Source organism: Ruegeria sp. C5 (genome assembly GCF_056537605.1).
The window spans coordinates 461818-485406 of record NZ_JBQFRX010000002.1 but is presented as its reverse complement, the minus strand read 5'-3'; the positions used below and the strand labels follow the sequence as shown (position 1 = coordinate 485406).

At 56.5% G+C, this 23589-nt stretch carries 20 protein-coding genes; 10 read left to right on the top strand and 10 right to left on the bottom strand.

Features of this window, described 5'->3' with window-relative positions:
- Positions 1 to 5: 5 nt before the first annotated feature.
- A complete protein-coding gene (locus ACR0AW_RS10135; protein ID WP_170732761.1) occupies positions 6 to 1166 on the bottom strand; it encodes an acyl-CoA dehydrogenase family protein in 1161 nt (386 codons plus the stop codon).
- A 95-nt stretch (positions 1167 to 1261) separates the two neighbouring features.
- Here ACR0AW_RS10135 and ACR0AW_RS10130 point away from each other — a divergent pair, with 95 nt between their 5' ends.
- On the top strand, positions 1262 to 2179 hold the full coding sequence (locus ACR0AW_RS10130; protein ID WP_170732760.1) for a GlxA family transcriptional regulator: 918 nt from the start codon (positions 1262 to 1264) through the stop codon (positions 2177 to 2179).
- Positions 2180 to 2187: 8 nt separating this feature from the next.
- Here ACR0AW_RS10130 and ACR0AW_RS10125 read toward each other — a convergent pair whose 3' ends face one another.
- On the bottom strand, positions 2188 to 4623 hold the full coding sequence (locus ACR0AW_RS10125) for a GcvT family protein (protein ID WP_170732759.1): 2436 nt from the start codon (positions 4621 to 4623) through the stop codon (positions 2188 to 2190).
- A 189-nt stretch (positions 4624 to 4812) separates the two neighbouring features.
- On the opposite strand from ACR0AW_RS10125, the gene ACR0AW_RS10120 reads away from it, so the two are divergent.
- Positions 4813 to 6330, top strand: coding sequence for a trimethylamine methyltransferase family protein (locus ACR0AW_RS10120; protein WP_170646954.1), 1518 nt, complete (start codon positions 4813 to 4815; stop codon positions 6328 to 6330).
- A gap of 14 nt (positions 6331 to 6344) precedes the next feature.
- On the opposite strand, the gene ACR0AW_RS10115 is transcribed toward ACR0AW_RS10120, so the two are convergent.
- Together ACR0AW_RS10115 and ACR0AW_RS10110 are read right to left on the bottom strand one after the other, a co-directional pair.
- Positions 6345 to 7319, bottom strand: a complete 975-nt coding sequence (locus tag ACR0AW_RS10115) for a LysR family transcriptional regulator (RefSeq protein WP_170732758.1) — start codon at positions 7317 to 7319, stop codon at positions 6345 to 6347.
- A gap of 100 nt (positions 7320 to 7419) precedes the next feature.
- Positions 7420 to 8106 carry a GntR family transcriptional regulator gene (locus tag ACR0AW_RS10110; RefSeq protein WP_170732757.1) on the bottom strand — a complete coding sequence of 229 codons (687 nt, stop codon included), beginning with the start codon at positions 8104 to 8106 and terminating at the stop codon, positions 7420 to 7422.
- Positions 8107 to 8208: 102 nt separating this feature from the next.
- Between ACR0AW_RS10110 and ACR0AW_RS10105 the strand changes: the two genes are divergently transcribed.
- The 5 genes from ACR0AW_RS10105 to ACR0AW_RS10085 are packed head-to-tail and all read left to right on the top strand — an operon-like array spanning position 8209 to position 13027.
- Positions 8209 to 8811 (top strand): amino acid synthesis family protein, encoded by a 603-nt coding sequence (locus tag ACR0AW_RS10105; protein WP_170422877.1) that lies wholly within the window; start codon positions 8209 to 8211, stop codon positions 8809 to 8811.
- Complete coding sequence (locus ACR0AW_RS10100; RefSeq protein WP_170732756.1) at positions 8783 to 9595, top strand: alpha/beta fold hydrolase; 813 nt, start codon at positions 8783 to 8785, stop codon at positions 9593 to 9595. The genes ACR0AW_RS10105 and ACR0AW_RS10100 overlap by 29 nt, the downstream gene beginning before the upstream one ends.
- On the top strand, positions 9592 to 10512 hold the full coding sequence (locus ACR0AW_RS10095; RefSeq protein ID WP_170732755.1) for a flavin reductase: 921 nt from the start codon (positions 9592 to 9594) through the stop codon (positions 10510 to 10512). Before ACR0AW_RS10100 ends, ACR0AW_RS10095 begins: the two co-directional genes overlap by 4 nt.
- 1 nt (position 10513) lies before the next feature.
- Entirely contained in the window at positions 10514 to 11551 is a 1038-nt protein-coding gene (locus tag ACR0AW_RS10090) for an LLM class flavin-dependent oxidoreductase (protein WP_170732754.1), read from the top strand.
- A 9-nt stretch (positions 11552 to 11560) separates the two neighbouring features.
- Complete coding sequence (locus ACR0AW_RS10085) at positions 11561 to 13027, top strand: aldehyde dehydrogenase (protein WP_170732753.1); 1467 nt, start codon at positions 11561 to 11563, stop codon at positions 13025 to 13027.
- Between the two features lie 33 nt (positions 13028 to 13060).
- On the opposite strand, the gene hisD is transcribed toward ACR0AW_RS10085, so the two are convergent.
- The 4 genes from hisD to ACR0AW_RS10065 all read right to left on the bottom strand — a co-directional run bounded on the left by hisD (position 13061) and on the right by ACR0AW_RS10065 (position 17281).
- Entirely contained in the window at positions 13061 to 14335 is a 1275-nt protein-coding gene (gene hisD, locus ACR0AW_RS10080) for a histidinol dehydrogenase (protein ID WP_170732752.1), read from the bottom strand.
- Positions 14336 to 14343: 8 nt separating this feature from the next.
- A complete protein-coding gene (gene cuyB, locus ACR0AW_RS10075) occupies positions 14344 to 15039 on the bottom strand; it encodes a cysteate racemase (RefSeq protein WP_170394397.1) in 696 nt (231 codons plus the stop codon).
- A 35-nt stretch (positions 15040 to 15074) separates the two neighbouring features.
- Positions 15075 to 16088 (bottom strand): D-cysteate sulfo-lyase, encoded by a 1014-nt coding sequence (cuyA, locus tag ACR0AW_RS10070; protein WP_170732751.1) that lies wholly within the window; start codon positions 16086 to 16088, stop codon positions 15075 to 15077.
- A gap of 218 nt (positions 16089 to 16306) precedes the next feature.
- Positions 16307 to 17281 carry a LysR family transcriptional regulator gene (locus ACR0AW_RS10065; RefSeq protein WP_170732750.1) on the bottom strand — a complete coding sequence of 325 codons (975 nt, stop codon included), beginning with the start codon at positions 17279 to 17281 and terminating at the stop codon, positions 16307 to 16309.
- Positions 17282 to 17457: 176 nt separating this feature from the next.
- Between ACR0AW_RS10065 and ACR0AW_RS10060 the strand changes: the two genes are divergently transcribed.
- The 3 genes from ACR0AW_RS10060 (at position 17458) to ACR0AW_RS10050 (ending at position 20596) form a co-directional block, all read left to right on the top strand.
- Entirely contained in the window at positions 17458 to 18453 is a 996-nt protein-coding gene (locus ACR0AW_RS10060; protein ID WP_170732749.1) for an ABC transporter substrate-binding protein, read from the top strand.
- 74 nt (positions 18454 to 18527) lie between these two features.
- Positions 18528 to 19334: a taurine ABC transporter ATP-binding protein gene (locus ACR0AW_RS10055; RefSeq protein WP_170394409.1), complete on the top strand. Its 807-nt coding sequence runs from the start codon at positions 18528 to 18530 to the stop codon at positions 19332 to 19334.
- The gene (locus ACR0AW_RS10050) at positions 19331 to 20596 is read left to right on the top strand and encodes an ABC transporter permease (protein ID WP_170394412.1); all 1266 of its coding nucleotides are present in this window, start codon (positions 19331 to 19333) and stop codon (positions 20594 to 20596) included. Before ACR0AW_RS10055 ends, ACR0AW_RS10050 begins: the two co-directional genes overlap by 4 nt.
- Before the next feature lie 135 nt (positions 20597 to 20731).
- Here ACR0AW_RS10050 and ACR0AW_RS10045 read toward each other — a convergent pair whose 3' ends face one another.
- A complete protein-coding gene (locus ACR0AW_RS10045) occupies positions 20732 to 21658 on the bottom strand; it encodes a carbohydrate kinase family protein (RefSeq protein WP_170732748.1) in 927 nt (308 codons plus the stop codon).
- 39 nt (positions 21659 to 21697) lie between these two features.
- A complete protein-coding gene (locus tag ACR0AW_RS10040; RefSeq protein WP_170732747.1) occupies positions 21698 to 23542 on the bottom strand; it encodes a family 1 glycosylhydrolase in 1845 nt (614 codons plus the stop codon).
- Between the last annotated feature and the right edge of the window lie 47 nt (positions 23543 to 23589).

Genomic DNA, 23589 nt, shown 5'->3' with positions numbered 1-23589 from the left:
GGTCCTCAGGCACCCAGGGGCCGCAGCAGATCACGACTGATGATATGCCGCTGGATTTCACTCGTACCATCCCAGATACGTTCTACACGCGCATCCCGCCAGAACCGTTCGATCGGGAAGTCGTCCATCAGACCCATGCCACCATAGATTTGCAGCGTCGTATCCGTGACCTTAGCCAGCATTTCCGAAGCATAAAGCTTGGCCGAGGCGATCTCGCGATTTGAGGGCAAGTCCTGATCCAGACGCCATGCGGCCGCGAGCGTCAGCCAGTCAGCAGCGTCGATCTCGGTGATCATGTCGGCGATCTGAAAGCCGACACCCTGAAACTTACCGATCGGCTGGCCGAATTGCTTGCGTTCAGCCGCGTAGTTCAGCGCATAATCAAAACAGCGCCGCGCGCGCCCGACCGAAAAAGCAGCAACCGTCAGGCGCGTTGCATAGAGCCACTCGTTCATCACGGCGAAACCGCCATCGACCTCGCCCAGAACCTGTGCGTCGGGCAGGCGGCAATTGTCAAAATACAGGATATAGTTCTTGTAGCCTTTATGGCTGACTGAGTTGTACCCCTCGCGCACTTCAAAACCCGGCGTACCACGATCTACGAGGAAGGTAGTGATCCGTTTTTTGGGGCCTTTGGGAGTTTCATCCACACCTGTTGCGATGAACACGATGAAGAAATCCGCGTGCTCCGCGCCCGAGATGAAGTGTTTCGAACCGTTGACGACCCAGTCACCGCCATCGCGTACGGCCTGACATTTCATGCCCCGAACATCTGAACCCGCGTCAGGTTCGGTCATAGCCAGAGCATCCATCTTTTCGCCACGCACGGCAGGCAAAAGATAGCGTTCACTCTGGTCGGCGTTGCAGGCCATCAGGATATTCTGCGGGCGACCGAAGAAATGGGTCAATGCCATCGAACCTCGGCCGAGCTCGCGTTCGACAAGAGTGAAATCAAGATGCGAGAGACCTGCGCCACCAACTTCTTCGGGGAAGTTACAGGCATAAAACCCCAGTTCGATGCATTTCCGCTTGATTTCGTCGCCCAGCTCCTGCGGCACCTGTCCGGTGCGTTCGACCTCAGCTTCGTGGGGGTAAATCTCGTTCTCAACAAAGCTCCGCACTGTTGAGACGATCATTTCCTGTTCTTCGGTTAAGCCAAATTGCATGACGCGTTCCCTTGATGTCTGATTGGCAATGAAACGTAATTGCCTGACACGATGACATGCAGTAATCGTACGATATCATGCCGAGTTAGAAAAATTTGACCCAGATATATAACTTTTTGTTGTTCAACGGGTTCTCGAACCTTTGCCTCGCCAACATGGTCGAGCCTCTGCGCGCGGCGAATACACTGGCGGGGCAGGATCTCTATGCCTGGCAGTTTTATTCACCCCATGGTGCGCCAGTCCAAAGCTCCAGCGGGTTGCAGGTCGCGCCGCATGGAGCGATGGGCATTGAGGCGGGTGATGCTTTGGTTGTCATGCCGTCTTATGGGTATCTGGAACACTCGGTTCCCGATACTCATCGCGCTTTGCGCAGGGCCGCAACCCGTCATCGCAAACTGGCTGGTCTGGACACAGGGAGTTGGTTGCTCGCGCGTGCGGGACTGTTGGAAGGGTATCGCGCGACCATTCACTGGGATGAACTTTCCCGGTTCGAAGAAACTTTTACCGATGTCGAGGTCGTGCAGGAACGTTTTGTGATCGACCGGGACCGGATCACCTGTTCAGGCGCGATGGCTGCTTATGATCTGGCGACTGCTCTGATTCTTGCGGATCACGGGCCGCTGTTGTCGATGGAGGTGGCGCATCTTCTGATGAACCGTGGTGAACCAAGTGCTGCTTCATCACAGATGAAATCCGAAGACAGGCTGGTGAATCGGGTGCTGGGCGTCATGCAGGGCACGTTGGATGCGCCAGTAATGATAAAGGATATCGCTCGTCAGCTCGGGTGCTCTCAAAAGAAGATTGAGACCCGGGTTTTGTCCGAGCTGGGTGTAACACCGCAGGCGCTCTATCGTCGCCTGCGTCTGAATTTGGCGCGTAAACTTGCGGTCGAGACCCAGCAGTCCGTGGCCGAGATCGCCAGCCGCTGCGGGTATGAGAACCCAAGCGCAATGACGCGGGCGTTCCGGATGCAATTCGGGCAGACACCAACAGCCTATCGAAACGGGGAGTAACTTTGGGATTAGCCTCGCACGCGTGAGAGGTCCGGGTCATACGGGGACGGCGCAATCACCTCGGCCGCGATCATTTCTCCGCACAGGTCAAGTTGCATTCGGCTGCCGGGTTCGGAAAATTCCGGATTCACAAAGCCGTAAGCAAGGTTTAGCCCTGTTCTGTGGCCCCAGTCACCTGACGTGATCGTACCAACAACCATGTCGTCCAACATCAGGGAGGCTCCACCATGCGCCGGTGCTTTGGTTGCATCGATTTTCAGGCTTACCAGTTTCTTTTGAGGCCCGTTCTCAAGGCGTCTCTGCAACGCGTTTCGGCCAATGAAATCGCCTTTGGTCAGTTTCACGAACCGATCCAAACCGGTCTCAAACGGGTCGAACTCTGTGAGCAGATCGGCTTTCCAGTGCAAGAACCCTTTCTCCATCCGCATGGACTCGACGGCGCGAGCACCAAATAATTTCAAGTCACGCGTCTCGCCAGCTTTTCTGAGCGCCAGATAGGCCGCGTATAGTGAGGCGTTCGGGACATGTATCTCGTAGGCCAGTTCCCCTGAGAAGCTGATATTCAATACAGTTGCTGGCGCGGACCCGACAAAGCACTCGCGAACTGACAGCCAGGGAAAAGCTTCTCGCGACCAGTCTCCTCGAGCACAAGCGGACAGCACGTCGCGCGATTTGGGTCCGGCCAGCACTAATATTGTCTGATCATTGGTGAGTGAGCGGATTTGCACATCTTCGCCATCATGCAGATGCGCCTTTAGCCAGTCCATATCATGGTATTCGCTGGCGGCGGCGGACCCGTACCAGACCCGTGCCGGGCCGCGATCACTCGCGGGCAGGTTGGCGATGGTGGCCTCGGCTTTGACCATCCCGTGGTGGTTCAGCAGATAACCAAGGCCGACCCGCCCGTCGCGTTTTGTCACCGCGCCGCACATCATCCGATCCAGAAACCGATGCCGATCGGTTCCGGTGATTTCCAGCCGGTTGAAGCCGTTCACTTCGGCCAGTCCGACATTTTCCTGAAGGTTTCTGATTTCCGCCGCGACAACGTCAAAGGCCTCATCAAAACTGAAACTCAGCGTTGGGTGAAAATCAGGCGCAGGCTTGATATAGTCGAACCGCTCCCAACCGTTGACCACTGTAAATTCAGCCCCTTCTGCTGCGAGGATGGGGGTCAGCGGTGTGGTTTTGGCGGGGCGACCGGCAGGCCGGTGTTCGTGCGGGAAATGAAAGCGGAATTCATTCTGGTAATCTTCGATGGCTTTCAGCGCGGTCAGCTCCACATTTGTGTGGCCGGTAAACCGACGCGGATCAAGGCACCAGGTGTCATAGCAGGCTTCGCCATGAACGATCTGTTGGGCCAGCAGCCAGCCGTGGCCTCCTCCTTCACCTAGACCTGCGCGTAGGCCGATGATGCAGAAAGCATTGCGCTTTCCGGGGATTGGCCCGACCAAAGGTGCGCCGTCAATTGTGTAGGTGATCGGACCATTCACCACTGTATGAATACCGACATCCATCAGTGCAGGCATGCGTGCGAAGGCACCTTCCAGCACATCCGTCACGCGGTCCAGATCGTCAGGGCACAGCGCGTTCACAAAATTCGGATCGATCCCGTCCATGCCCCAGGTTTTGCAATCCTGCTCGTAGAAGCCGACCAGCAAGCCGTTCTTCTCCTGCCGACAATAATAGTCGCTGATCGGACAGCGCAGCAGGGGCATCCGATGGCCTGCGTCGCGGATCGCTTCGATTTCTTCTGTCAGAAAATACTGATGCTCCATCGAAGCGATAGGGTGGTGCACGCCCATCATCGCGCCCACTTCGTTGACCCGATAACCACAAGCGTTAACTACGATATCGCAGTCAATATTGCCGTGTTCCGTGTGAACCGTCCAGGTATCGTCCTTGTGCTGTGTCAGTCCTGTGACCGGAGTATTGCGATATACCTCGGCCCCAGCTTTGCGCGCACGGCGTGCCAGAGCTTGGCACAGTTGAGCCGGATCGATGTCGCCATCTAGCGGATCCCATAGCCCACCGAGAAGGTTGTCGGTGGAAATCAACGGGTGCCGGCGGGCGCATTCCTCTGCATCTATGACCTCGAAATGCACATCCATTCCGCGCGCCATAGACGCAAAATGATGGTACCCCTGCATCTGCTCAGGCGTATTTGCAAGCCGGATGCCACCGTCACCGTGATGGTAGTTGATAGGATAGTCCGGATCCTCGGCCAGTTCCTTGTACAGGTTGATCGAGTGGGTCTTCAGACCAACCATGGTCTGGTTCATGCCAAAATTGGTCACCTGCGCGGCCGAATGCCAAGTTGTGCCGCTGGTCAACTCATCGCGCTCGACCAGCACCACATCGGACCAACCTTCACGGGTCAAGTGATACAGAGTCGAGCAGCCGGCGATACCGCCGCCAATGACGACCACTTTAGTGCGCGATTTCATCAAGGACCCTCCGGTACGTAGTCTTTTGGGGATTAGCCTGTTCTGTCAGTTGGTTCACAAGCGGCTGGATATTGTTACGTAAAAAATCGAAAATAAAAGCTCATTAACTCGTAGTAATTCGAATGCGGTTGAAATTGGCTTTAGGCGTTTAGTTGAATTGATCCACCTGATGCGGTTGGAGGATCACAAATGGCTGCGCCGCAGGCGAAAAGGTCCGGTCGAAAAGGACGTATCGCACAGCGGGCTGAAAAGCCTGCGCTCGACCCCTGTCCGCCAGGTCAACCGGGAGGCGCTTACAAACCCTTGACTGGGGTTGAGCTTGAGCGGATTTACAACACAGCTCTGGATCTTCTTGAGAAGCTGGGGATCGGCGAGGTGCCGGATCGCTTGCGTTCTGATTTGTTGGCGGTTGGGGCGCAAGATAGCGGGGAGGGGAGGATACTTTTTTCGCCTCAACTTGTGGAACAGGCGATTGATCAGGCAGCCAAGACCTTCGTTCTGCACGGGCGTGATCCAGCCCGATCCATCGAAGTTGGCGGTAATCGCGTCTATTTCGGAACCGGAGGGGCGGCGGTTCAGACGCTTGATCTGCGCAGTGGTCGCTATCGGCCTTCAACCTTGCAGGACTTGCATGATTTCACGCGTCTTCAAGATGTCTTGCCAAATGTCAGCTGGTTCACGCGCTGTTGCGTTGCAACCGATCTGGAGGAAACCTTCGATCTGGATGTGAACACCGTCTATGCGCTGTTGAAGAATACCTCCAAGCCCACCGCGACGTCTTTTACATTGGCGCAGCACGTTGCGCCAATTGTTGAGATATTAGATATCGCAGCCGGGGGACCCGGTGAATTCGCAAAACGCCCGTTCATGAAAGCACATATAAGCCCGGTGATCTCGCCGATGCGCTACGGCGAAGACGCAGTGGATGTGGTCTACGCCTGCATCGAACACAATATTCCGATTTCTTGCATCACCGCTGCTCAGGCCGGCGCGACTGCACCAGCGACCTTGGCTGGTTTTCTGGCGCAGTCATTGGCAGAAACTCTTGCGAGTCTGGTAATGGTCCACGCGATCCAGCCCGGGTTTCCTATGGTCTTTTCAAATTGGCCACTGGTGATTGACCTTCGGACCGGCGCGTTCTCAGGTGGCAGCGGAGAGACGGCTGTCCTGAATGCAGCATCAGCACAATTATCAAATTGGCTTGGGCTGCCGTCAGGCGTGGCCTGTTCGATGTCTGATGCCAAGGCGATCGACGCTCAATACGGGATGGAAAAGGGACTGACCTCAATGGCGGCGGCGCTGGCAGGTGGTAATCTGATCTATGAAAGCTCGGGCATGACGGCCTCGTTGCTGGGTGCAAGTTTTGAGGCGTTCGTGCTGGATGATGAGATGCACTCGTACACCTACCGCGCTTTGAGGGGGATAGAGGTGACACACGAGAATCTGGGCTTTGACGCAATCTGCGAAGCAGTTCTGGGCGAGGGCCATTTTCTGGGTGGTCAGCATACTTTTGCGGCCATGGAACGGGATTACTTTTATCCCTCACTCGCAGACAGGGATGAGCCCCGGACTTGGGCAGAAAACGGAGCGCAAGATGCCTGGAGCCGCGCGCGACATCGGGCGCAAGAAATTTTGCAGACCCATACGCCAAGATACCTGTCAGACGAACAGGATCGGCAAATCCGAGATCGCTTCAACATTCTTTGAAAGCTGATCCAGTGCTATTCGATAAGTTTGAAACTATCCGTCAGCCACGGGATATCATCGCGCAGTGGGGAAATGATGCGGTCATTGATCAATGATCGGGTTTTGGCATCCACAAGCTCAATCACTGATCTTGAACAATCCGGCGTCGCGACCAGCGCCAGTGTGCGTGCAAAGCTCTTGCCCGGAAATGGGTGCATGCACAGCTTTGATTGGAACCGCTTTGCCCGAGAATACAGCAGCGGCGTCGTGATGGTCCAACCCGCACCGGAGGACACCATCGACATCAGCGTCTGATTGTTGCTGCATTCAAACCTGTGAGAGGACGAAATCCCCATCCGGCGTAATTGGGACTCGATCTGGCGCGCGATGATCAGATTGCTGGAATATCGTAGAAACGGCAATTTGGTTCTACCCTCAACAATGTCTTGCAAAGACTTGTCATTCACCGCAGGCAAAACGATCACAAATGGATCGCGCAGAAGGGGGCGATCCTGCAGATCGCGCATTCGTTCGCTAGGAGTAGTGGAAATCCCCAGATCCAACTGCCTGTCGCGCAGCATGTCGATAATCGCGTGGCTGGAATCCGTGTGGTACATGAAATCACAGGCGGGCATGTTCGCGTAAAGATAGACCGCCAGCTCTGGAATGATGTCGCTGTCGAAGTCTTCGATCGTGCCGAAACGCAGATAGCTGGCCTCGGTGATGCTTCCTGCAGACGCTTCGGCCTTGGCCTTTCGGATCAGGTGCAGCGCATCGTCGATATTGCGCAGGAAGACCCGGCCCTTTGGGGTCAGAACCATGGGTCTACGGGTGTGGTTGAACAGCTCAACGCCCAGATGGTCTTCGAGATTGCGCAGGTGATGGGAAACGGTGCTTATCGTCAGCCCTGTTTCCTTTGAGGCCGCCTGTAGCGAGCCCTTTTGCGCGCATATCTGAAACAGTTCCAGCCATTTGAGGCTGAGGTCTTTCGGAGTAGACTGACGCGGCATTCCGGTGCTTTCGTGAGATCAGGGCATTCCCGGCAAATCTACGCAGATAATGAGAGCTTTGATATCAGAATCTTGGAATTCTGGCTCAATTGCCGAGCACTCAGGTTTCAGAGCTTTCCAAAAAGCCGCGCGCGGTCTGTGCAGCATCCGCGATATGGCTTTCGACTGCTTTTCGGGCTTTGGCAGGATCACCACTGAGGATGGCATCATGGATGGCAGTCATGTGGCTCATCCCAGAACGCTCTCGATTCCGCGCTGCGAGGGTCAAGGCCCGCAGGCGGCTGATCCGGCCGTTCAGACGTTGCACGACATCCCAGGCGATGCTGTGCCCAGCCTGTAAAAAAATCATTTCATAGAAGCGAGTTGTGGCCTGTAGCAGATTTGACCATTCGGTGTCATTCTGCGCCGCGCCCACTGCTTTCAATGCCTTGCCCAGATCGTTTGCGAAACCTGTCTCATGCGCTTGTGCACAGGCGGCGGCGGCTGAGCCTTCTAGCTGTAAGCGGATGTCATAGATTTGCCGCGCTTGGTCCCAGCTGAGGGTCGAGACGATTGGCCCGCGGTTGGGGATAATCTCAACCAAACCTTCGGCTTCCAGAAACCGGATCGTCTCGCGGATGACGGTGCGGCTGACACCAAGCTGATCGCAAAGCGGGCGTTCAACAAGCCGCTCACCGGGGGCAAAATGCCCGGCGATGATCGCTTCGCGCAGGCGCGCTTGCACGATATCCCGCAAGGTTTGCGGTGCTTTTTCGATCTTTTGCAGGGTGGAGTCGGTGTTCATCATCGACGCTTTCATATCTGTGGTACGGATCCGGAACAAGTATGATTGACATATCGTATTATGGTATACCATATTCTCGACCAAAGGCTTGCCAAAGGAATCACCATGTCCGCCGAAATTCGAAAAACGCTTCTGCATGTCGAAGACACTCTGATCGAGGGTGGTAAGTTGGCGGACACTCCGCTGAAGCTAATTGCCGCAATGGCTGTCATTCGGAACCCTTGGGCTGGTCAGGGTTTTGTCGAAGATCTTGGCCCCGCGATCCGCGATTGCGCCCCCGGATTGGGGGAGTTGCTGACCAAAATGATTTTGGATGCTTCAGGTGGCGGCGATCGGGTCGAAGCCTATGGAAAATCCGCGATTGTGGGCTTGAACGGAGAGGTCGAGCATGCGTCGGCCCTGATCCACACGCTGCATTTTGGCAATCATTATCGCAAAGCAGTCGGCGCGAAATCCTACCTTTCCTTCTGCAATACGCGCGGCCCAGCCAATGCGCCGCTGCTGATCCCCTTGATGGACAAACATGATGGCGGTCGTCGCTCTCACTACCTTACGATCCAGACTTCGGTTGCAGATGCACCTGCGGCAGATGAGATTCTGATTGCACTGGGTGCATCGATTGGAGGGCGGCCGCACCACCGGATCGGGGATCGCTATCAGGACATCGAGGAACTTGGTCATGACGTTGACAACCCTGCAGCTGTCTAACTCGGGCCGATCAGTCGCGTTCAGAGAGGCGGGCGAAGGGCAACCGGTCTTTATGATTCATGGCGTTGGCATGCAATCTGCGGCCTGGGGCCCTCAGTTTGACACGCTGAGCCAGCATTGCCGTATAATTGCGGTTGATCTGCCGGGGCATGGAGGCAGTGACCGTCTGCCATCTGGAAGCCAATTGCCGGATTTTGTTGGCTGGATGCATGATGTTGTCGACGCATTGAATCTGGCTCCGGTCGCAATCATCGGGCATTCAATGGGGGCACTGATTGCCGCCGGCTTTGCGGCAGAGCACCCCGATATCACTAGCCGTGTTGCTATGTTGAACGGCGTCTTCTGTCGCGAAGCCTCAGCCCGCGCCGCAGTCATCCAACGGGCCGCTGAAATCAGCGCGGGTCGAGTTGATCTGGAAACGCCGTTGTCGCGCTGGTTTGGTGACAGTCCGGGTGATTTGGCTGCCCGTGCGCAGGTGGCGTCGTGGCTTGGGTCTGTGGACCAAAGAGGCTACGCCACCGCCTATTCCGCTTTTGCGCGGGGCGATGCCACTTACGCCAGCAAGATGAATCTGATTTCGTGCCCGTTTCTGGCGCTCACCGGCGACGGAGACTCGAACTCAACCCCGGCTATGTCACAAGCTATGGCCGCAGCAGTTCAAAACGGTCGGGCCGTTGTGATCCAAGGCCACCGACATATGGTGAACTTGACAGCACCCGATGAAGTAACAGCGCATCTGGTTGAATGGCTCGGCCAGCCCGCCGAAGAAAGGATTGCGCAATGACCTCGATCGATCCCCGCACGCTGCGAAATGCATTTGGAGCGTACATGACGGGCGTCACCGTGGTTACGTCGCATGATACCCAAGGTAACCCGATCGGGTTTACTGCGAACTCGTTCACATCCGTCTCACTAGACCCGCCGCTTGTGCTGGCATGTCTCGCCAACAGTTCAAAGAACTATGACGCATTGATTGCCGCCGACGGGTTTGCCGTCAATATCCTGTCAGAGACACAGATCGAGGTATCCAATACCTTTGCCCGGCCCGTCGAAGACCGGTTTGCCAGCGTCGAGTGGCGGCGTGGACCTGCGGGATCGCCGTTGATCGATGGGTCGTCGGCCTGGTTTGACTGCGCTATGCACAAAACCGTCGAAGCGGGGGATCATGTGATCCTGATCGGCGAGGTCAAAGCCTTCGACAATACTCCGGCACCCGGTCTCGGATATGTCAGGGGGGCCTATGTAACGCCATCAACAGCGGCTGGCGCCTTGATGCAGGACACCGGCCTGATCGTCTCAGCCTTGATCGAACGCGCAGGTGAGGTTCTGTTGATCGATGCTGGTGACGGCGCGCTTGCACCGCCCGAGGCAGTGGTTGGGTCAGAAGGTGTTTCAGCGGCATTGGAACAATTGATTGAGGCCACCGGGCTGACCGCAGAGCCTGGCTTTGTTTATTCGGTTTACGAGGATGCAGAGAAAAAGCGTCAACACATCGCGTTTCTGTGTCAGGCCGCAGATGATGAGCCGAAGAAAGGTAATTTCGTCCCGCTGGATGTCGTATCCTTTGGCACTGTAACCGACACGGCGACCCGAACCATGCTGGAACGATTGTCCGAGGAATCCCGTCTGGGAGATTTTGGCATTTACTACGGAAACAAGAACAGCGGCGAGGTCCGCCCGATTACACGAGGAGGTCACTGACATGCGGTTTTCGCTTTTCGTTCATATGGAACGCACCTCTCCCGATCAGGACCAGCAGGAGCTGTATGAAAACTTCATAGAACTGGCCAAGATCGCTGATGCGGGCGGCATGCATGCGGTCTGGACCGGCGAACATCACGGGATGGATTTCACCATCTCGCCGAACCCGTTCCTGAATATCGTCGATCTGGCACGCCAGACCAACAATGTGCGTCTGGGAACCGGAACCGTTATCGCTCCGTTCTGGCATCCGATCCGGCTGGCCGGAGAGGCCGCAATGACGGACATGATCACGAATGGCCGTTTGGATCTGGGCATTGCGCGTGGCGCCTACAGCTATGAATACGAGCGGATGGTGCCGGGGCTGGACGCCTGGGAGGCAGGCCAGCGTATGCGCGAACTTGTTCCGGCGGTGCGGGGTCTTTGGGAAGGCGATCATGCGCTGGACGGAGAGTTTCATTCTTTCCCGGCAACCACATCTTCACCCAAGCCTCTGCAACAAAACGGTCCACCGATCTGGGTTGCCGCGCGCGATCCCAACAGTCATGAGTTTGCGGTATCGAACGGTTGTCACGTGCAGGTCACCCCTTTGTGGCAGGGCGACGAAGAGATTACCCGGCTGATGGATACGTTCAATGCCGCTTGTGCCAAATTCCATGACGTCCCGCGCCCCGAAATCATGCTGTTGAACCACACCTACATCGCCTCGGACGAGACGGATGCCCGTCGCGCGGCGGAAGAGATCAATCGCTTTTATTGCTATTTCGGCGCGTGGTTCAAAAACGAACGCCCTGTGTCGCAGGGTCTGATCCAGACGCTGAGCGATGACGACATCGCTAACCATCCCTTCTATTCGCCCGAGGCGATGATCCGGGACAACGTGATCGCCACGCCCGACAAAGCAATCGAACGCCTCAAGGGCTATAGCGATCTTGGATATGATGAGTATTCTTTCTGGATCGACAGTGGGATGAGCTTTGAGCGCAAGAAAGCGTCGCTTGAGCGGTTCATCGCGGACGTCATGCCAGCCTTCGCCTAAGGAGAGAAAATGCGGCAGTTTCAGCACTATATCGGCGGCACGTTTTCGGATGGGACCGCGCATTTCGACAGCCTTGATCCCGCGACGGGCACCGTTTGGGCGAAAATGCCTGAGGCCAGAACACATGATGTGAACGCCGCGGTTGAGGCTGCGTGTTCAGCGCTGAATGCCCCCGAATGGGCGACCATGACAGCAACGGCGCGTGGTAAACTGTTGTACCGGCTGGCCGATCTGGTCGCCGAAAATGCTCAGACCTTAGCCGAGCTTGAAACGCGCGATACCGGCAAGATCATTCGCGAAACCTCTGCTCAGATCGCCTATGTCGCGGACTACTACCGTTACTATGCCGGATTGGCGGACAAAATCGAAGGGGCGCACCTGCCGATCGACAAGCCCGACATGGAGGTTTGGCTGCGCCGCGAACCAGTTGGTGTGGTGGCCGCCATCGTGCCGTGGAATTCGCAACTGTTCCTGTCTGCGGTCAAGATTGGCCCGGCGCTTGCCGCCGGTTGCACAATCGTTCTGAAAGCATCCGAAGATGGTCCGGCCCCGATGCTGGAATTCGCGCGTATTTTCGATCAGGCAGGCTTCCCGCCGGGAGTTCTGAACGTCATCACCGGCTTCGGGCCGGAATGCGGCGCCGTTCTGACCAGTCACCCGGATGTCGATCATGTTGCCTTTACAGGCGGCCCGGAAACCGCGCGCCATATCGTGCGCAACTCGGCTGAAAACCTCGCTTCGACTTCGCTGGAACTAGGCGGAAAATCCCCGTTCATCGTGTTCGAAGATGCCGATATCGAAAGTGCTGTGAACGCGCAGGTTTCGGGGATCTTTGCTGCTACCGGGCAAAGCTGCGTGGCGGGATCGCGATTGGTAATCTCTGACAAGATCAAAGATGAGTTTCTGGCCCGGCTCACCGAAAAAGCGTGTGAGATCGTGATCGGGGCGCCCGATGACCTAAAGACCGAGGTTGGCCCGCTGTGCACTCAGGCTCAGCTTGTGACTGCTGCAGATCTGGTTGCTGAATCCGTCTCGGCAGGGGCTACCGTGATAGCGGGTGGGCAACCTTTGGACCGTGAGGGGCACTATTTTCCACCGACAATCATTGATTGTACGGACGCGCCTGATGCGCCCTGTCTGACGCGCGAAGCCTTTGGTCCGATCCTCTCGGTCGTCAGTTTCGGGACCGAAGCGGAGGCGATACAAATAGCCAACAACACCGCGTTTGGGCTGGCGTCGGGTGTCTTTACCAAAGACTTGACCCGCGCACATCGAATGATCCGCAGAATTCGGGCTGGCATTGTCTGGGTTAACACATATCGCGCTGTCAGCCCGATTGCTCCATTCGGAGGTCATGGACTGTCGGGCCACGGGCGCGAAGGGGGCCTGCAGGCGGCGCTTGATTACACGCGGGTCAAATCGGTCTGGTTGCGCACAAGCGACGATCCGATCCCCGATCCGTTCGTGATGCGGTGAATCTGACCAATCAACAGAATCCTTGGGCCAGATTTAGCACACTTTAGACAATCGCATCTCTGCCGCGCGTGCGTGGCCTTCCATGCCTTCCATCCGACTGATCCTAGCAGTGCGTTCAGCAAGCTCGTGCGAGGCTTGCGCTGAGCAGCGCTGCCATGTCACCGTTTTGGTGAATTTATGCACTGACAAACCGCCGGTATATCGGGCCGCTCCGCTTGTCGGCAAAACATGATTTGGCCCGGACGTCTTGTCGCCGAAGGGTACTGTTGTTTCGGCACCCAGAAACAGCGATCCATAGGTGGTCAGTTGGTCCAGCCACCAATCCAGGTCCTCGGCGATCACCTGCAGATGTTCGGGCGCGTAGTTGTTGGCGACCCTGGCAGCCTCGTCGCGGCTGTCGCAAAGAATGATCTCGGCCCGGTCGCGCCATGCCGTGCGCGCTGCACTAGCGTTCGGCTCGGGAAGACTTTCGATCAGGGCATCGGCGCGTGCGATAACGCCCTGGGCCAGAGCTTTATCGGTGCTGACCAGCCAGACAGGGCTATCGACGCCGTGCTCGGCTTGGCTCACCAGATCCCAGGCGACAGTCTCGATCGATGCTGTGTGATCGGCAATGACCAAGGTATCGGTTGGACCTGCAAACATGTCGATGCCAACCTTACCAAACAGCATCCGTTTCGCCTCGGCGACATAGGAGTTTCCCGGACCGACAAGAATGTCGGCTGGCCGCGCACCAAAAAAGCCATGGGCCATCGCAGCAATCCCCTGAACTCCGCCCAAATTCAGGATCAGATCTGCACCGCTAAGGTCCATCGCATAAACTATTGCATCAGGGATGCCCGCACCGGGACGCGGTGGCGAGACCGCCGTGATGTGGGACACCCCAGCCACCTTTGCCGTGGTAATTGTCATCAACGCACTTGCGATATGGCTATACCGACCACCAGGAACGTAGCATCCCGCACTAGCGATCGGGATCTGCTTTTGACCTGCGATCAGCCCGGGCATCACCTCGATCTCGCATTCGCTCACCGTGGTCATCTGCGCTTCGGCAAATCGACGGATATTGGCATGGGCAAAGCGGATGTCGTCTTTGACCTGTTCAGGCACGCGGTCACATGCGGCTTTGCGCGCTTCATCAGTCAACACGAACTCTCCCGTCCAGCCATCGAGCGTTCCGGCATAGCGCCGAACGGCCTCTTCGCCCTCGCGCTCGATATTGGAGAGCATGATTGCGACGATATCGCGGATATCCGAATTTTCTGCATCGGGGCGGGGCAGGGCGGTTTTCAGATAAGAGACGGCCATGGGAAACCTCAACGCGTCAGAGAGTGGGAGTGGATAGCGCCCGCCAGAATATCGACGGTGTCGATGATCGGAACGCTTTTGGGCAAGTCGCGGGTGAGCAGAGAGAATTCGGAGCAGGCCACAAACAAAAGCGCGGCACCCCGGCCCGAAAGGGCGTTAGCAGCGTCGGAAAGTGTGCTGAGTGCAGCGCCGGTTGGCCCTTCAGATTTGATGTGGCGGATCGTGCCGAGCATCCTATCTTCATCCTCGGGCCAGATTGCGGTAAATCCGGCGCGGTTCAGGGGGGCGTCAAAAATTCCGACCTTTCGCAGCGCTGGGGAGGCAAGAATTCCGACCTGGCTGCCAGAAGGCAGGAGCTGCGCCGCTTGATCCACGGACAGGTCTACCATGTTCAGAAAGGGGATCGAGACGGCGTCCTCTATCTGCGCCGCATAGTGGTGTGCGGTGTTACACGGCATCGCAAGCGCGGTTGCCCCTGATTGCTCCAATCCTCTCGCCATATCGGCCAGAACCGGCCCGGGATCAGACCCGTTGCCCTCGATCAGGTGCGCGATGCGGGAAGGCACCTGTGGGTTCATGTCAATCAGTAGTGGCAGGTGATCGGCATCATCCGCCGCCTGTACCGTGGATAACACGCGCTGCTGCAACAGAATTGTCGCCTCGGGGCCCATTCCGCCCAATATGCCGGTGACGCGGGGTTTCATGCAAAGACCTGCTTGCTGGAACTTATCACCGTGATTTACAGATTGACCCAGCGGTCGGTGTGATCGAAAGCGAAATCATAACCGAACAGGCCAACCGAGCCTCCGGTATGCAAGAACACCACGCGCTCATCCTTGAACGAGCCCTTGCGCGCCAGATCGATCAGACCGGCGGCCCCTTTGGCGGAATAGACCGGGTCGAGCAGAATGCCTTCCAGTTCGGCAAACATGCGGATCGCCTCAATGCCGCTTTCGGTCGGCAAGCCGTAGCCGTCGCCTACATAGTCGGTATTGGCCATCACATCCTCGCGCCGCACCACGTCTGGGCAACCCAATTTCTCAGCCGTGTTGCAGGCTAGATCATAGACCATCTGCTCTTGTTTGGGCTGCGGCGCGCGGGTGCCAATGCCAAGAACCGGAATGCCCGTATTCATGGCGCAAAGCCCGGTGACCAGCCCGGCTTGCGTGCCCGAGGAGCCCGTCGCATGCACCACGCGATCGATTTTGAGACCGGCGTTATTGGCTTGGCTCACAAGCTCTAGCGCGCAGTTCACATAGCCAAGCGCTCCGGTCGGGTTCGAGCCTCCGCCCGGAATGACATAAACGTTGTGACCTTCTTCACGCTTCTTCGCGGCCGAACGCTCCATCTCGGCGGGCATGTCGTGGCCGCCGGGAAACTTCTCGGTGGTTGCGCCATGCAAATGATCCAGCAGAACGTTGCCGTTGTTGTTGTAGTTGGCGTTGTTATAGCTGGTGCGGTCTTCCAGCAGGATATGACATTTCAAACCCAACCGGGCAGCGAAAGCAGCCGTCTGGCGCGCATGGTTCGATTGCGTCGCACCTTGGGTCATCACCATGTCTGCACCTTGTTCGAGCGCTTCGCCGAACAGAAACTCTAGTTTGCGGGTCTTGTTGCCACCCGTCGACATGCCGGTGCAGTCGTCTCGCTTGATCCAAAGATCGATTCCCAGAGCCTCGGACATACGATCCATCCGTTCAAGCGGAGTTGGCAGATGGGCAAGAAAAGCACGGGGAAAACGGGAAAGATGCATCAAGCTGTCCTGATCTGGACCCGGCACATGGTTCAAGACCGGTAGGTCTTGCCAACACGGGCCGCTGGGTAGGTTTCTAGGTTTAGAATGCCGCCTGTAGTCAAGCCGCAAGGTCAGGCCTAATCACAGCGGATGGGGCGCGTCGGTCAAGCGCACTGTACCCGGTTTCGAAAAAGCCGGAGAATAACTTCGATATTGCACGCAGGTCACCTGGCTGCTCACTCGGGGGGGGCGGGAATGGTTCGAAAGTCGTCATTCAACCACGGAAACCGCGAATTCATAGGCTCGGTCACATGACGACGGATCAGGTTTTGCAGTGTGTTGTGGATCAGTCGGGTGGTTGTCGACGGATAGATATTGGTCGTGAACAACGACACGGTGCGCGCAAAGCTTTTGCCCGGGAAAGGTAATGCGCGTGTATCTTTGTGGAATCGCCGTGCGCGATAGTAGCTGGCAGCAGTCGTGATCGTCCAACCACTGCCCCCGGCGACAAGTCCGATAATTGACTGATTACATTCAAGTTCGAACCGGTTGGGCAGGTTGATCTTGCTGCGGGTTAGCTGAATTTCGATGAGTCTGCCGATGGTGTGATCACGCGAATATCGTAGAAGCGGAAGCGGACTGTCTGATTTGGTCAGTTCGTCGACCGGTCCGTCATATGCGGGCGGTAGAATGACGATAAACGGATCTCGAAGTAGTGGGAATTCGATTAACCCCTCAAAGTGCTCAGGAGGTCGGGTCGCAACGCCTGCATCCAGCTTTTGAGACTGCAGTTTGTCAAGAATCTCATGGCTGGGACGGGTAAAGTGGCGAAAATTGCACCGCGGCAGGCTTGCAGAGAGATGACGGAACAGTTCTGGCGCGACCCGGCTGTCAAAATCGTCAATCAGGCCCAGGCGTAAATCTGTTGCATGTTGCCAACTGCCCGAGCGAAGCTCGGCCTCGCCCCGTTTCAAGGCGATCAGGCCGTCATGCACATGTCGTGAGAACACCGTGCCTGCGGGTGTCAGACCCATGGGTCTGCGGCTGTGGTCCACCAAATCCACATCCAGCGCCTTTTCAAGACTGCGCAAGTGATTGGAGACCGTACTGATTGACAAACCGGTTTCAGCTGACACCTTTTGGATTGAACCCAACTTGGAAATAAGTTGGAAGACCTCCAGCCACCTGAGACTGAGTGCTTTCTTTGTCATCGGGGGCTCCCAAACCAGCGAACTATCAGTCAAAAGCGAAACAAAGTTTCGCTTTTTACGCAACCAGTATTTTGATTTACTAATTCAACGCGTAAGGACTATGGTTTTTCTACTGTTCCAGAGTTCGGACGTTTCAAGAGCCGACAAGTGGAACCAGCAGGGAGAAAATAGTCAAAATGATCAAGAAATATCTGCTCACAACAGCATATGCCGGGATTGCGGCCGTCACCGCTTCACAAGCTGCCGCGCTTGATGAACTGACGGTTGCTTATTTCCTCGAATGGCCGATGCCGTTCCAGTATGCGAAAGCAAACGGAACCTACGAAGAAGAACTGGGCGTCAAGATCAACTGGGTGTCTTTCGACACCGGTACCGCCATGTCAGCTGCGATGGCCTCGGGTGATGTACAGATCGCGGTCAGCCAAGGGGTGCCACCGTTTGTGGTAACCACTTCGGCCGGTCAGGACATCCAGATCGTCGATGTGGCGGTCAGCTATTCAGACAACGACAACTGCGTTGTTGCCGAAGCGCTTGAAATCGACAAGGGCAATGCGGGTGAACTGAACGGCAAGAAGGTCGGTGTTCCGATCGGCACAGCAGCGCATTACGGTTTCCTGTCGCAAATGTCTCACTTTGGTGTCGACATCGGTTCAATGGAAATTGTTGACATGGCTCCGGCCGATGGCGCCGCGGCATTTGCGCAGGGCAACCTCGACATGGTTTGCGGCTGGGGTGGCGCGCTTCGTCGTATGACTGAGCATGGCAACATCCTGCTGACCGGTGCTGAAAAAGAAGAGATCGGTATCCTGGTGTTTGACGTCACTAGCGCTCCGGCAAGCTTCATCGAAGAAGAGCCCGAGCTTCTGTCGAAGTTCCTTAAGGTTACCGCAGAGGCCAACGCCAAGTGGAACGCAGGCGACAGCAAAGATGAAATGCTGCCGGTGATTGCTAAGGATGCTGGTATGGATCCTGCAGACGCTGAAGCCACAATCGCGACTTTCACCTTCCCGTCAGTTGAAGACCAGCTGTCCGAGAAGTGGCTGGGCGGTGGCGCGCAAGACTTCATGCAGGGTGTTGCAAACGTGTTCGTGTCGGCAGGCAGCATCGAATCCGCTCTGGATTCGTATGATGGTGCCGTTAATGCAGGCCCGCTGACAGCTGCGAATAACTAATCACGCAGGACATTTCATGCGACCGGCCCCGGTTTCGGGCCGGTCGACAGCTATGAAAGCAGGAAGGAGGCAGGATGCCTGAACTGGACATCGTAGAATTGTCCATGCGCTTTGACTTACCCAACGGCTCCTCAGTACAGGCCCTACAAGATGTTTCACTCAGCCTTAAAGAGGGTGAGCTGATGTCTGTCCTTGGCCCGTCGGGCTGTGGTAAAACGACGTTGCTGAACATCGTTGCAGGATTTCTGGCGCCGACATCTGGCAAGATTGAACTGAACGGCCATCTGGTCAAAGGCCCTGATGCTGAACGCGGGATGGTGTTTCAGAAGGGCGCGTTGTTCGAATGGATGAACGTGCGGGAAAATGTCGAGTTTGGCCCGCGTATGAAAGGCATGCCCAAAGCCGAGCGTGACCAGATTTCCGACCATCTGCTTGAGGTCGTCGGGCTTCAGGATTTCAAGGACAAGGCGGTTTATGAACTATCGGGCGGGATGCAGCAGCGTGTTGCGTTGGCTCGGTGCCTGGCAAACGAGCCGGACGTCATCCTGATGGACGAACCGCTGGGTGCTTTGGATGCGCTGACCCGTGAGAAAATGCAGGGCCTTGTCCTGAAGCTTTGGAAAGAAACAGGCAAGACGATCATCCTGATCACCCACTCGGTCGAAGAGGCCTTGTTGCTGGGTGAGCGTTTGATTGTTATGGCCCCCAGACCGGGGCGCATTCACCGCGAATACAATCTGCCTTTTGCTGAACGCGGTGTGAATGCCGATCTGCGTGATGTGAAGAAATCCGAAGGTTTTGCGGAAAAGCGCGATGAGATCCTCTCGATGATCTGGGAGATGGAAGAAGAAATTATGGGTCGGACGGAGCAGGCATCATGATTGTACTTCTCTTCTATATCGGCCTGTTCGGTGGCGCGTTTTTCATCGTCTACGCGTTACGCCGCGGTTTGCAATCGCGTCAGGATTTCACAAGCTTGAAAACTGTGACTTTCGGCGACGAAAGTGCCGTACGAGCGGATAGGGCTGCATCGATAATCTCAGTTCTCGTGATCTTTGTAATCTGGGCGGCTTTCACCGGCTCGAAGTTGTTTCCGATCCATGTGCCGGGCCCATTTGTAGGTGATACGCAATTCACCTATACGCTCGAAAACGCGGATGGCAGCACGGATGAAGCCACGATTTTTGTTCGCGTTCCAGCCTTCGGTGAGGAAGCAGAGAAATTCGAGGTCGAGCCCGGCAGCGGATTTGCCAAAGACGATGCGGTTGCTGCTGCTGCGGGCCGCTCATCGACGATCCTGTTCGACAAGAACGATGATGCCAAACGTAATGAGGGTGCAAAGATCGTCGCGATCAACGGCACACCTATAGGTGAAGGCCAAAAGGTTGATACAGGCGATGGTACCGTAACGCTGACCGGGAAAGGGGCGATCAGTTTCACCCCCAAACAGGGCTTGCAGATGAACCCCATCTGGCTTCCAGCCCCTGAAACCGTTGTGGCCCGGTTCTTTGAGATTGCGAATGAAGGCTACCAGAACTTCTCGCTTTGGGAGCATCTGGGCTGGTCGCTGTTGCGCGTGATTGCTGGGTTTATCGCAGGTGCGCTTGTGGGGATTCCGCTGGGTTATGCAATGGGCCTATCCGGTTGGTTCCGCGGCTGGTTCGATCCGATTGTCGAGTTCATGCGACCGGTGCCGCCACTTGCGTTGATCCCACTGGTGATCATCTGGTTCGGCATCTGGGAGACCGGCAAGATCGTTCTGCTGTTCCTTGCGGCCCTTTGGATCATGACCATCGCCGCGCGGGCTGGTGTGTCCGGTGTGAACATCTCGAAAATCCACGCAGCGTATTCTCTGGGGGCGTCGAAATGGCAGATCATGCGCCATGTGATCGTGCCCAACTCGCTGCCCGAGATTTTCACCGGTGCACGTGTGGCCATGGGTGTCTGTTGGGGAACTGTTGTTGCGGCTGAACTGGTTGCCGCACAAAAGGGTGCCGGTATGATGATCATTGCCGCATCCAAATTCCAGCTGACCGACATTGTCATCATGGGGATCGTCCTGATCGGGGTGATCGGATATGGAATCGATATCCTGATGCGCAAGGCCGAGAACTGGCTGGTGCCATGGAAAGGCCGCAGCTGATCGGTCGTTCCCGATACTGTGGTAACAAAGCGGCCCCCGAGCAAACTCGGGGGCCTTTGCTTTAGCTGCATGTCAGACGGAGGCGTTATGCCATGCTCCTGTCCAGGCTTGAACCCGGCATCGGTGCGCTTGTTCTCAGAGTTCCTGCGCCCAAGGCGGGTTTGCCCCTGCTCGGGATACGGTAACGGCAGCGACCTTTGCCCCGTACTCCAGCGCGTCGCGAAGACTGCTTGTGGGCAAAGTGCGCAAGGCGGGTTTGTTGAGGTGACCGGTTTGGCTCAACGCGGCCAGCACACCTGCGTTGAACGTATCGCCAGCACCAACAGTATCCACGACCTTAACTCTCTGGACGGGTACGGATACGTCCGTTCCATCAGAAAGATAGCCTGTCGCGCCATCCCCCCCTTTGGTCACGATTGCAATCGCTGGTCCTGCACGAAGCAGCAGTGGAATTTTCTCGGCATGGCTTTCGGGGCCCGGTATAATCCAATCAAGGTCTTCATCAGAAACTTTAATGATGTCGGTCTTTGCGATCATACGGTTCAAGCGGGTCCGGTATCGCGTCTGATCCTTGATAAAGCTGGGTCGAATATTGGGATCCAACATCACTGCATGATCCGCGCCATGACGATCAAGTGCGGCCGCGTACGCATCAGCGCATGGTTCGCAAGCCAGGCTGATCCCTCCGAAATACAGTGCGGAAACGCCCGGTAGTTGATCCGGCATGTCTTCGGGCCGCAGCATCCGGCCCGCCGTATTCTCATCGACAAAACTGTATGTGGCGTGCCCATCCCGCAACTGCACGAATGCAAGTGTCGTAGGACGGTCCGAGCGGATAACGTGCGAGGTCGCGACATGGCTGATCTGCAAGGCGGCGATCAACTGTTCTCCGAACATGTCCGTAGATAGCCCTGACAGAAGCCCCGTTTGAATGCCCAAACGACCCAATGCAATTGCTGTATTGAAGATCGCGCCGCCGGAATGTGGCACAAACCCTTTGCTGCCAGAAACCGTTGGTTCGGCAATCATATCGATCAGAGCTTCTCCACAGCACAGGATCATTCTGCTATCCCTCAGCCTGCTTGAAAATGCGCGGCCAAATTACCGTGCCAAGGCATTCTTACAGAAATTGTTAGCGCCAACAATGCCAAACTCATCCTGTTCTGACACATACAGGTTCATCGATTGCCGCAATTCATCGAACCGCCCACCCGCGTTGAAGGCACGCAGAAAATCCTGACCAAACAGCCAGCGGTTCTTTTCGGCCACCCCGCCAACCAGAAACACACCTCCGGATGGGATAAGAGCAACAGCAAGATCGCCCATTATGGCGCCCAGATGCTCGGTAAACATTCGCGCCGCTTTGACAGCGCAGGTATCCGAGCCGTCCTGCGCATCCTGCAGAATGTCTTTTGCCGAACGTACCACACCCTCGGGCCGACCCTCGGCCATCCCGATCGCCTGATAGAGGACCGGCAGCCCGGTTCCGCTCAGGAACATCTCGGCCTCGATGGTGAGCGTATCGTCAAAAAAGCACTCGGGTATGATCTGGCGCGCTGCGCGGAAAACCTCGACCTCGTCAAGATGGCGCGGGGACAATCCAACATGGCCGCCTTCGCCGGAAACGGTGTGAAAATGTCCTTCAGAGTAGAGCAGGGTGCCCACACCCAGCCCGGTTCCCGGCCCGACAACTAGCCGTGTCCCCAGTGGTGGAGCGGGTGAGCCCTGCAATACCTCAACATCATTCTCGGTAATCTCGGCGACTGACCATGCGGCAGCCGTGAAATCATTGATGACATAGGTATGGTGCGCGCCGGTTGCTCGGGCCAGAGCGTCTTCGGAAAGATCAAGATTGGCATTGGTCAGGCGAATGGTGCCGTCCTGAACCGGCCCCGCCCCGGCGGCGACCACAGCGCGCGGCTGTGTCCCGACCTCGTCGCACAAGCTGTGTAATGCGTCTTGCAGGTCGCTTACAGTGCCCGTGGGGTGTTTGCGAAGATCGGTCAGCGCCCCCTCGGTTACGACGCCCAATCTTGTATTGGTGCCGCCGATATCGGCCACCAGATTCCAATGTGCGTGTAACCCTCCCTTGGGTCTAACCCATGGGGCCGGCTGGGCGTCACTTGTTTGGATTGTCTGCAACGCCTCGACGTCGGTCCCGGACTGAACGAAAATGCCGTGTACCAAGGTGTCGGATTCAAGCGCGTCATGCACGCGCGCCAGCGAATGCACCAAGTCATGACCCGCATCGGCGGCTACGGTCACGAATGAAGGCAGCGATTGCTCATGTGTTGTGCGCATGAGTATGTCTATGTCAGCGCCCTCTTTCACGACTACGCTGCACCAATCAATCGGCTCGGCGATGATGGAAAAATCATCCCGCCAATTTTCGGGAAAGTGGCGGGCCAATCGATCCAGCAAAGTCTGCGGGTATTGCCCGTTGGTTATCGTATCAAGGATGAGCGGATCGACCTCTACACCCAGATTGGCCATCCCATAGCTCCGCATTTCCTGACGCGCCGCGCCCTGTGCAAGCAATTGATGGTGCAGGCTGCGGGCATTAGTGCGAGGGTCGCGTTCGATTCCGACGGACGGGTTCAAGGTAGAGATGTTGAATATCCGATCACCCATCCGAGCGACGACTGCCTCAGAAAACGCTGCAAAATAGTCGGCCATTACTCGATTGCGCCACCCGCCGATATCCTCCAGCGCTGGGGGGATATCGTTGTGATCCAGCACAATGCATGGCCGAATGCTGTGTGCCAAAAGCTGATCAATCCGCTGCTCGCACTGATCCAATGCGCGTGCATCAGGAATGCGACCGTCTGGCATGATTTGCTGCCAACGGACTGTAAAGCGGTGCATGTCTAGCCCAGTTGCCGGTTCTGCAGGGGCAGCCGCACCAAACAGAAAGCCATTGGGAAAGTCAGAACGGGTATATTTCATTGTCGCAACCTGTTGGAGCCATGACCAGCGTCACGCCATCTAACAGG

What these genes read in the sequence shown, in the direction of transcription:
- ACR0AW_RS10135 (WP_170732761.1), bottom strand. Translation starts at nt 1,166, where the DNA reads ATGCAATTTGGCTTAACCGAAGAACAGGAAATGATCGTCTCAACAGTG.
- ACR0AW_RS10125 (WP_170732759.1), bottom strand. Translation starts at nt 4,623, where the DNA reads ATGAAATCGCGCACTAAAGTGGTCGTCATTGGCGGCGGTATCGCCGGC.
- ACR0AW_RS10120 (WP_170646954.1), top strand. Translation starts at nt 4,813, where the DNA reads ATGGCTGCGCCGCAGGCGAAAAGGTCCGGTCGAAAAGGACGTATCGCA.
- ACR0AW_RS10115 (WP_170732758.1), bottom strand. Translation starts at nt 7,319, where the DNA reads ATGCCGCGTCAGTCTACTCCGAAAGACCTCAGCCTCAAATGGCTGGAA.
- ACR0AW_RS10110 (WP_170732757.1), bottom strand. Translation starts at nt 8,106, where the DNA reads ATGATGAACACCGACTCCACCCTGCAAAAGATCGAAAAAGCACCGCAA.
- ACR0AW_RS10105 (WP_170422877.1), top strand. Translation starts at nt 8,209, where the DNA reads ATGTCCGCCGAAATTCGAAAAACGCTTCTGCATGTCGAAGACACTCTG.
- ACR0AW_RS10100 (WP_170732756.1), top strand. Translation starts at nt 8,783, where the DNA reads ATGACGTTGACAACCCTGCAGCTGTCTAACTCGGGCCGATCAGTCGCG.
- ACR0AW_RS10095 (WP_170732755.1), top strand. Translation starts at nt 9,592, where the DNA reads ATGACCTCGATCGATCCCCGCACGCTGCGAAATGCATTTGGAGCGTAC.
- ACR0AW_RS10090 (WP_170732754.1), top strand. Translation starts at nt 10,514, where the DNA reads ATGCGGTTTTCGCTTTTCGTTCATATGGAACGCACCTCTCCCGATCAG.
- ACR0AW_RS10085 (WP_170732753.1), top strand. Translation starts at nt 11,561, where the DNA reads ATGCGGCAGTTTCAGCACTATATCGGCGGCACGTTTTCGGATGGGACC.
- hisD (WP_170732752.1), bottom strand. Translation starts at nt 14,335, where the DNA reads ATGGCCGTCTCTTATCTGAAAACCGCCCTGCCCCGCCCCGATGCAGAA.
- cuyB (WP_170394397.1), bottom strand. Translation starts at nt 15,039, where the DNA reads ATGAAACCCCGCGTCACCGGCATATTGGGCGGAATGGGCCCCGAGGCG.
- cuyA (WP_170732751.1), bottom strand. Translation starts at nt 16,088, where the DNA reads ATGCATCTTTCCCGTTTTCCCCGTGCTTTTCTTGCCCATCTGCCAACT.
- ACR0AW_RS10065 (WP_170732750.1), bottom strand. Translation starts at nt 17,281, where the DNA reads ATGACAAAGAAAGCACTCAGTCTCAGGTGGCTGGAGGTCTTCCAACTT.
- ACR0AW_RS10060 (WP_170732749.1), top strand. Translation starts at nt 17,458, where the DNA reads ATGATCAAGAAATATCTGCTCACAACAGCATATGCCGGGATTGCGGCC.
- ACR0AW_RS10055 (WP_170394409.1), top strand. Translation starts at nt 18,528, where the DNA reads ATGCCTGAACTGGACATCGTAGAATTGTCCATGCGCTTTGACTTACCC.
- ACR0AW_RS10050 (WP_170394412.1), top strand. Translation starts at nt 19,331, where the DNA reads ATGATTGTACTTCTCTTCTATATCGGCCTGTTCGGTGGCGCGTTTTTC.
- ACR0AW_RS10045 (WP_170732748.1), bottom strand. Translation starts at nt 21,658, where the DNA reads ATGATCCTGTGCTGTGGAGAAGCTCTGATCGATATGATTGCCGAACCA.
- ACR0AW_RS10040 (WP_170732747.1), bottom strand. Translation starts at nt 23,542, where the DNA reads ATGAAATATACCCGTTCTGACTTTCCCAATGGCTTTCTGTTTGGTGCG.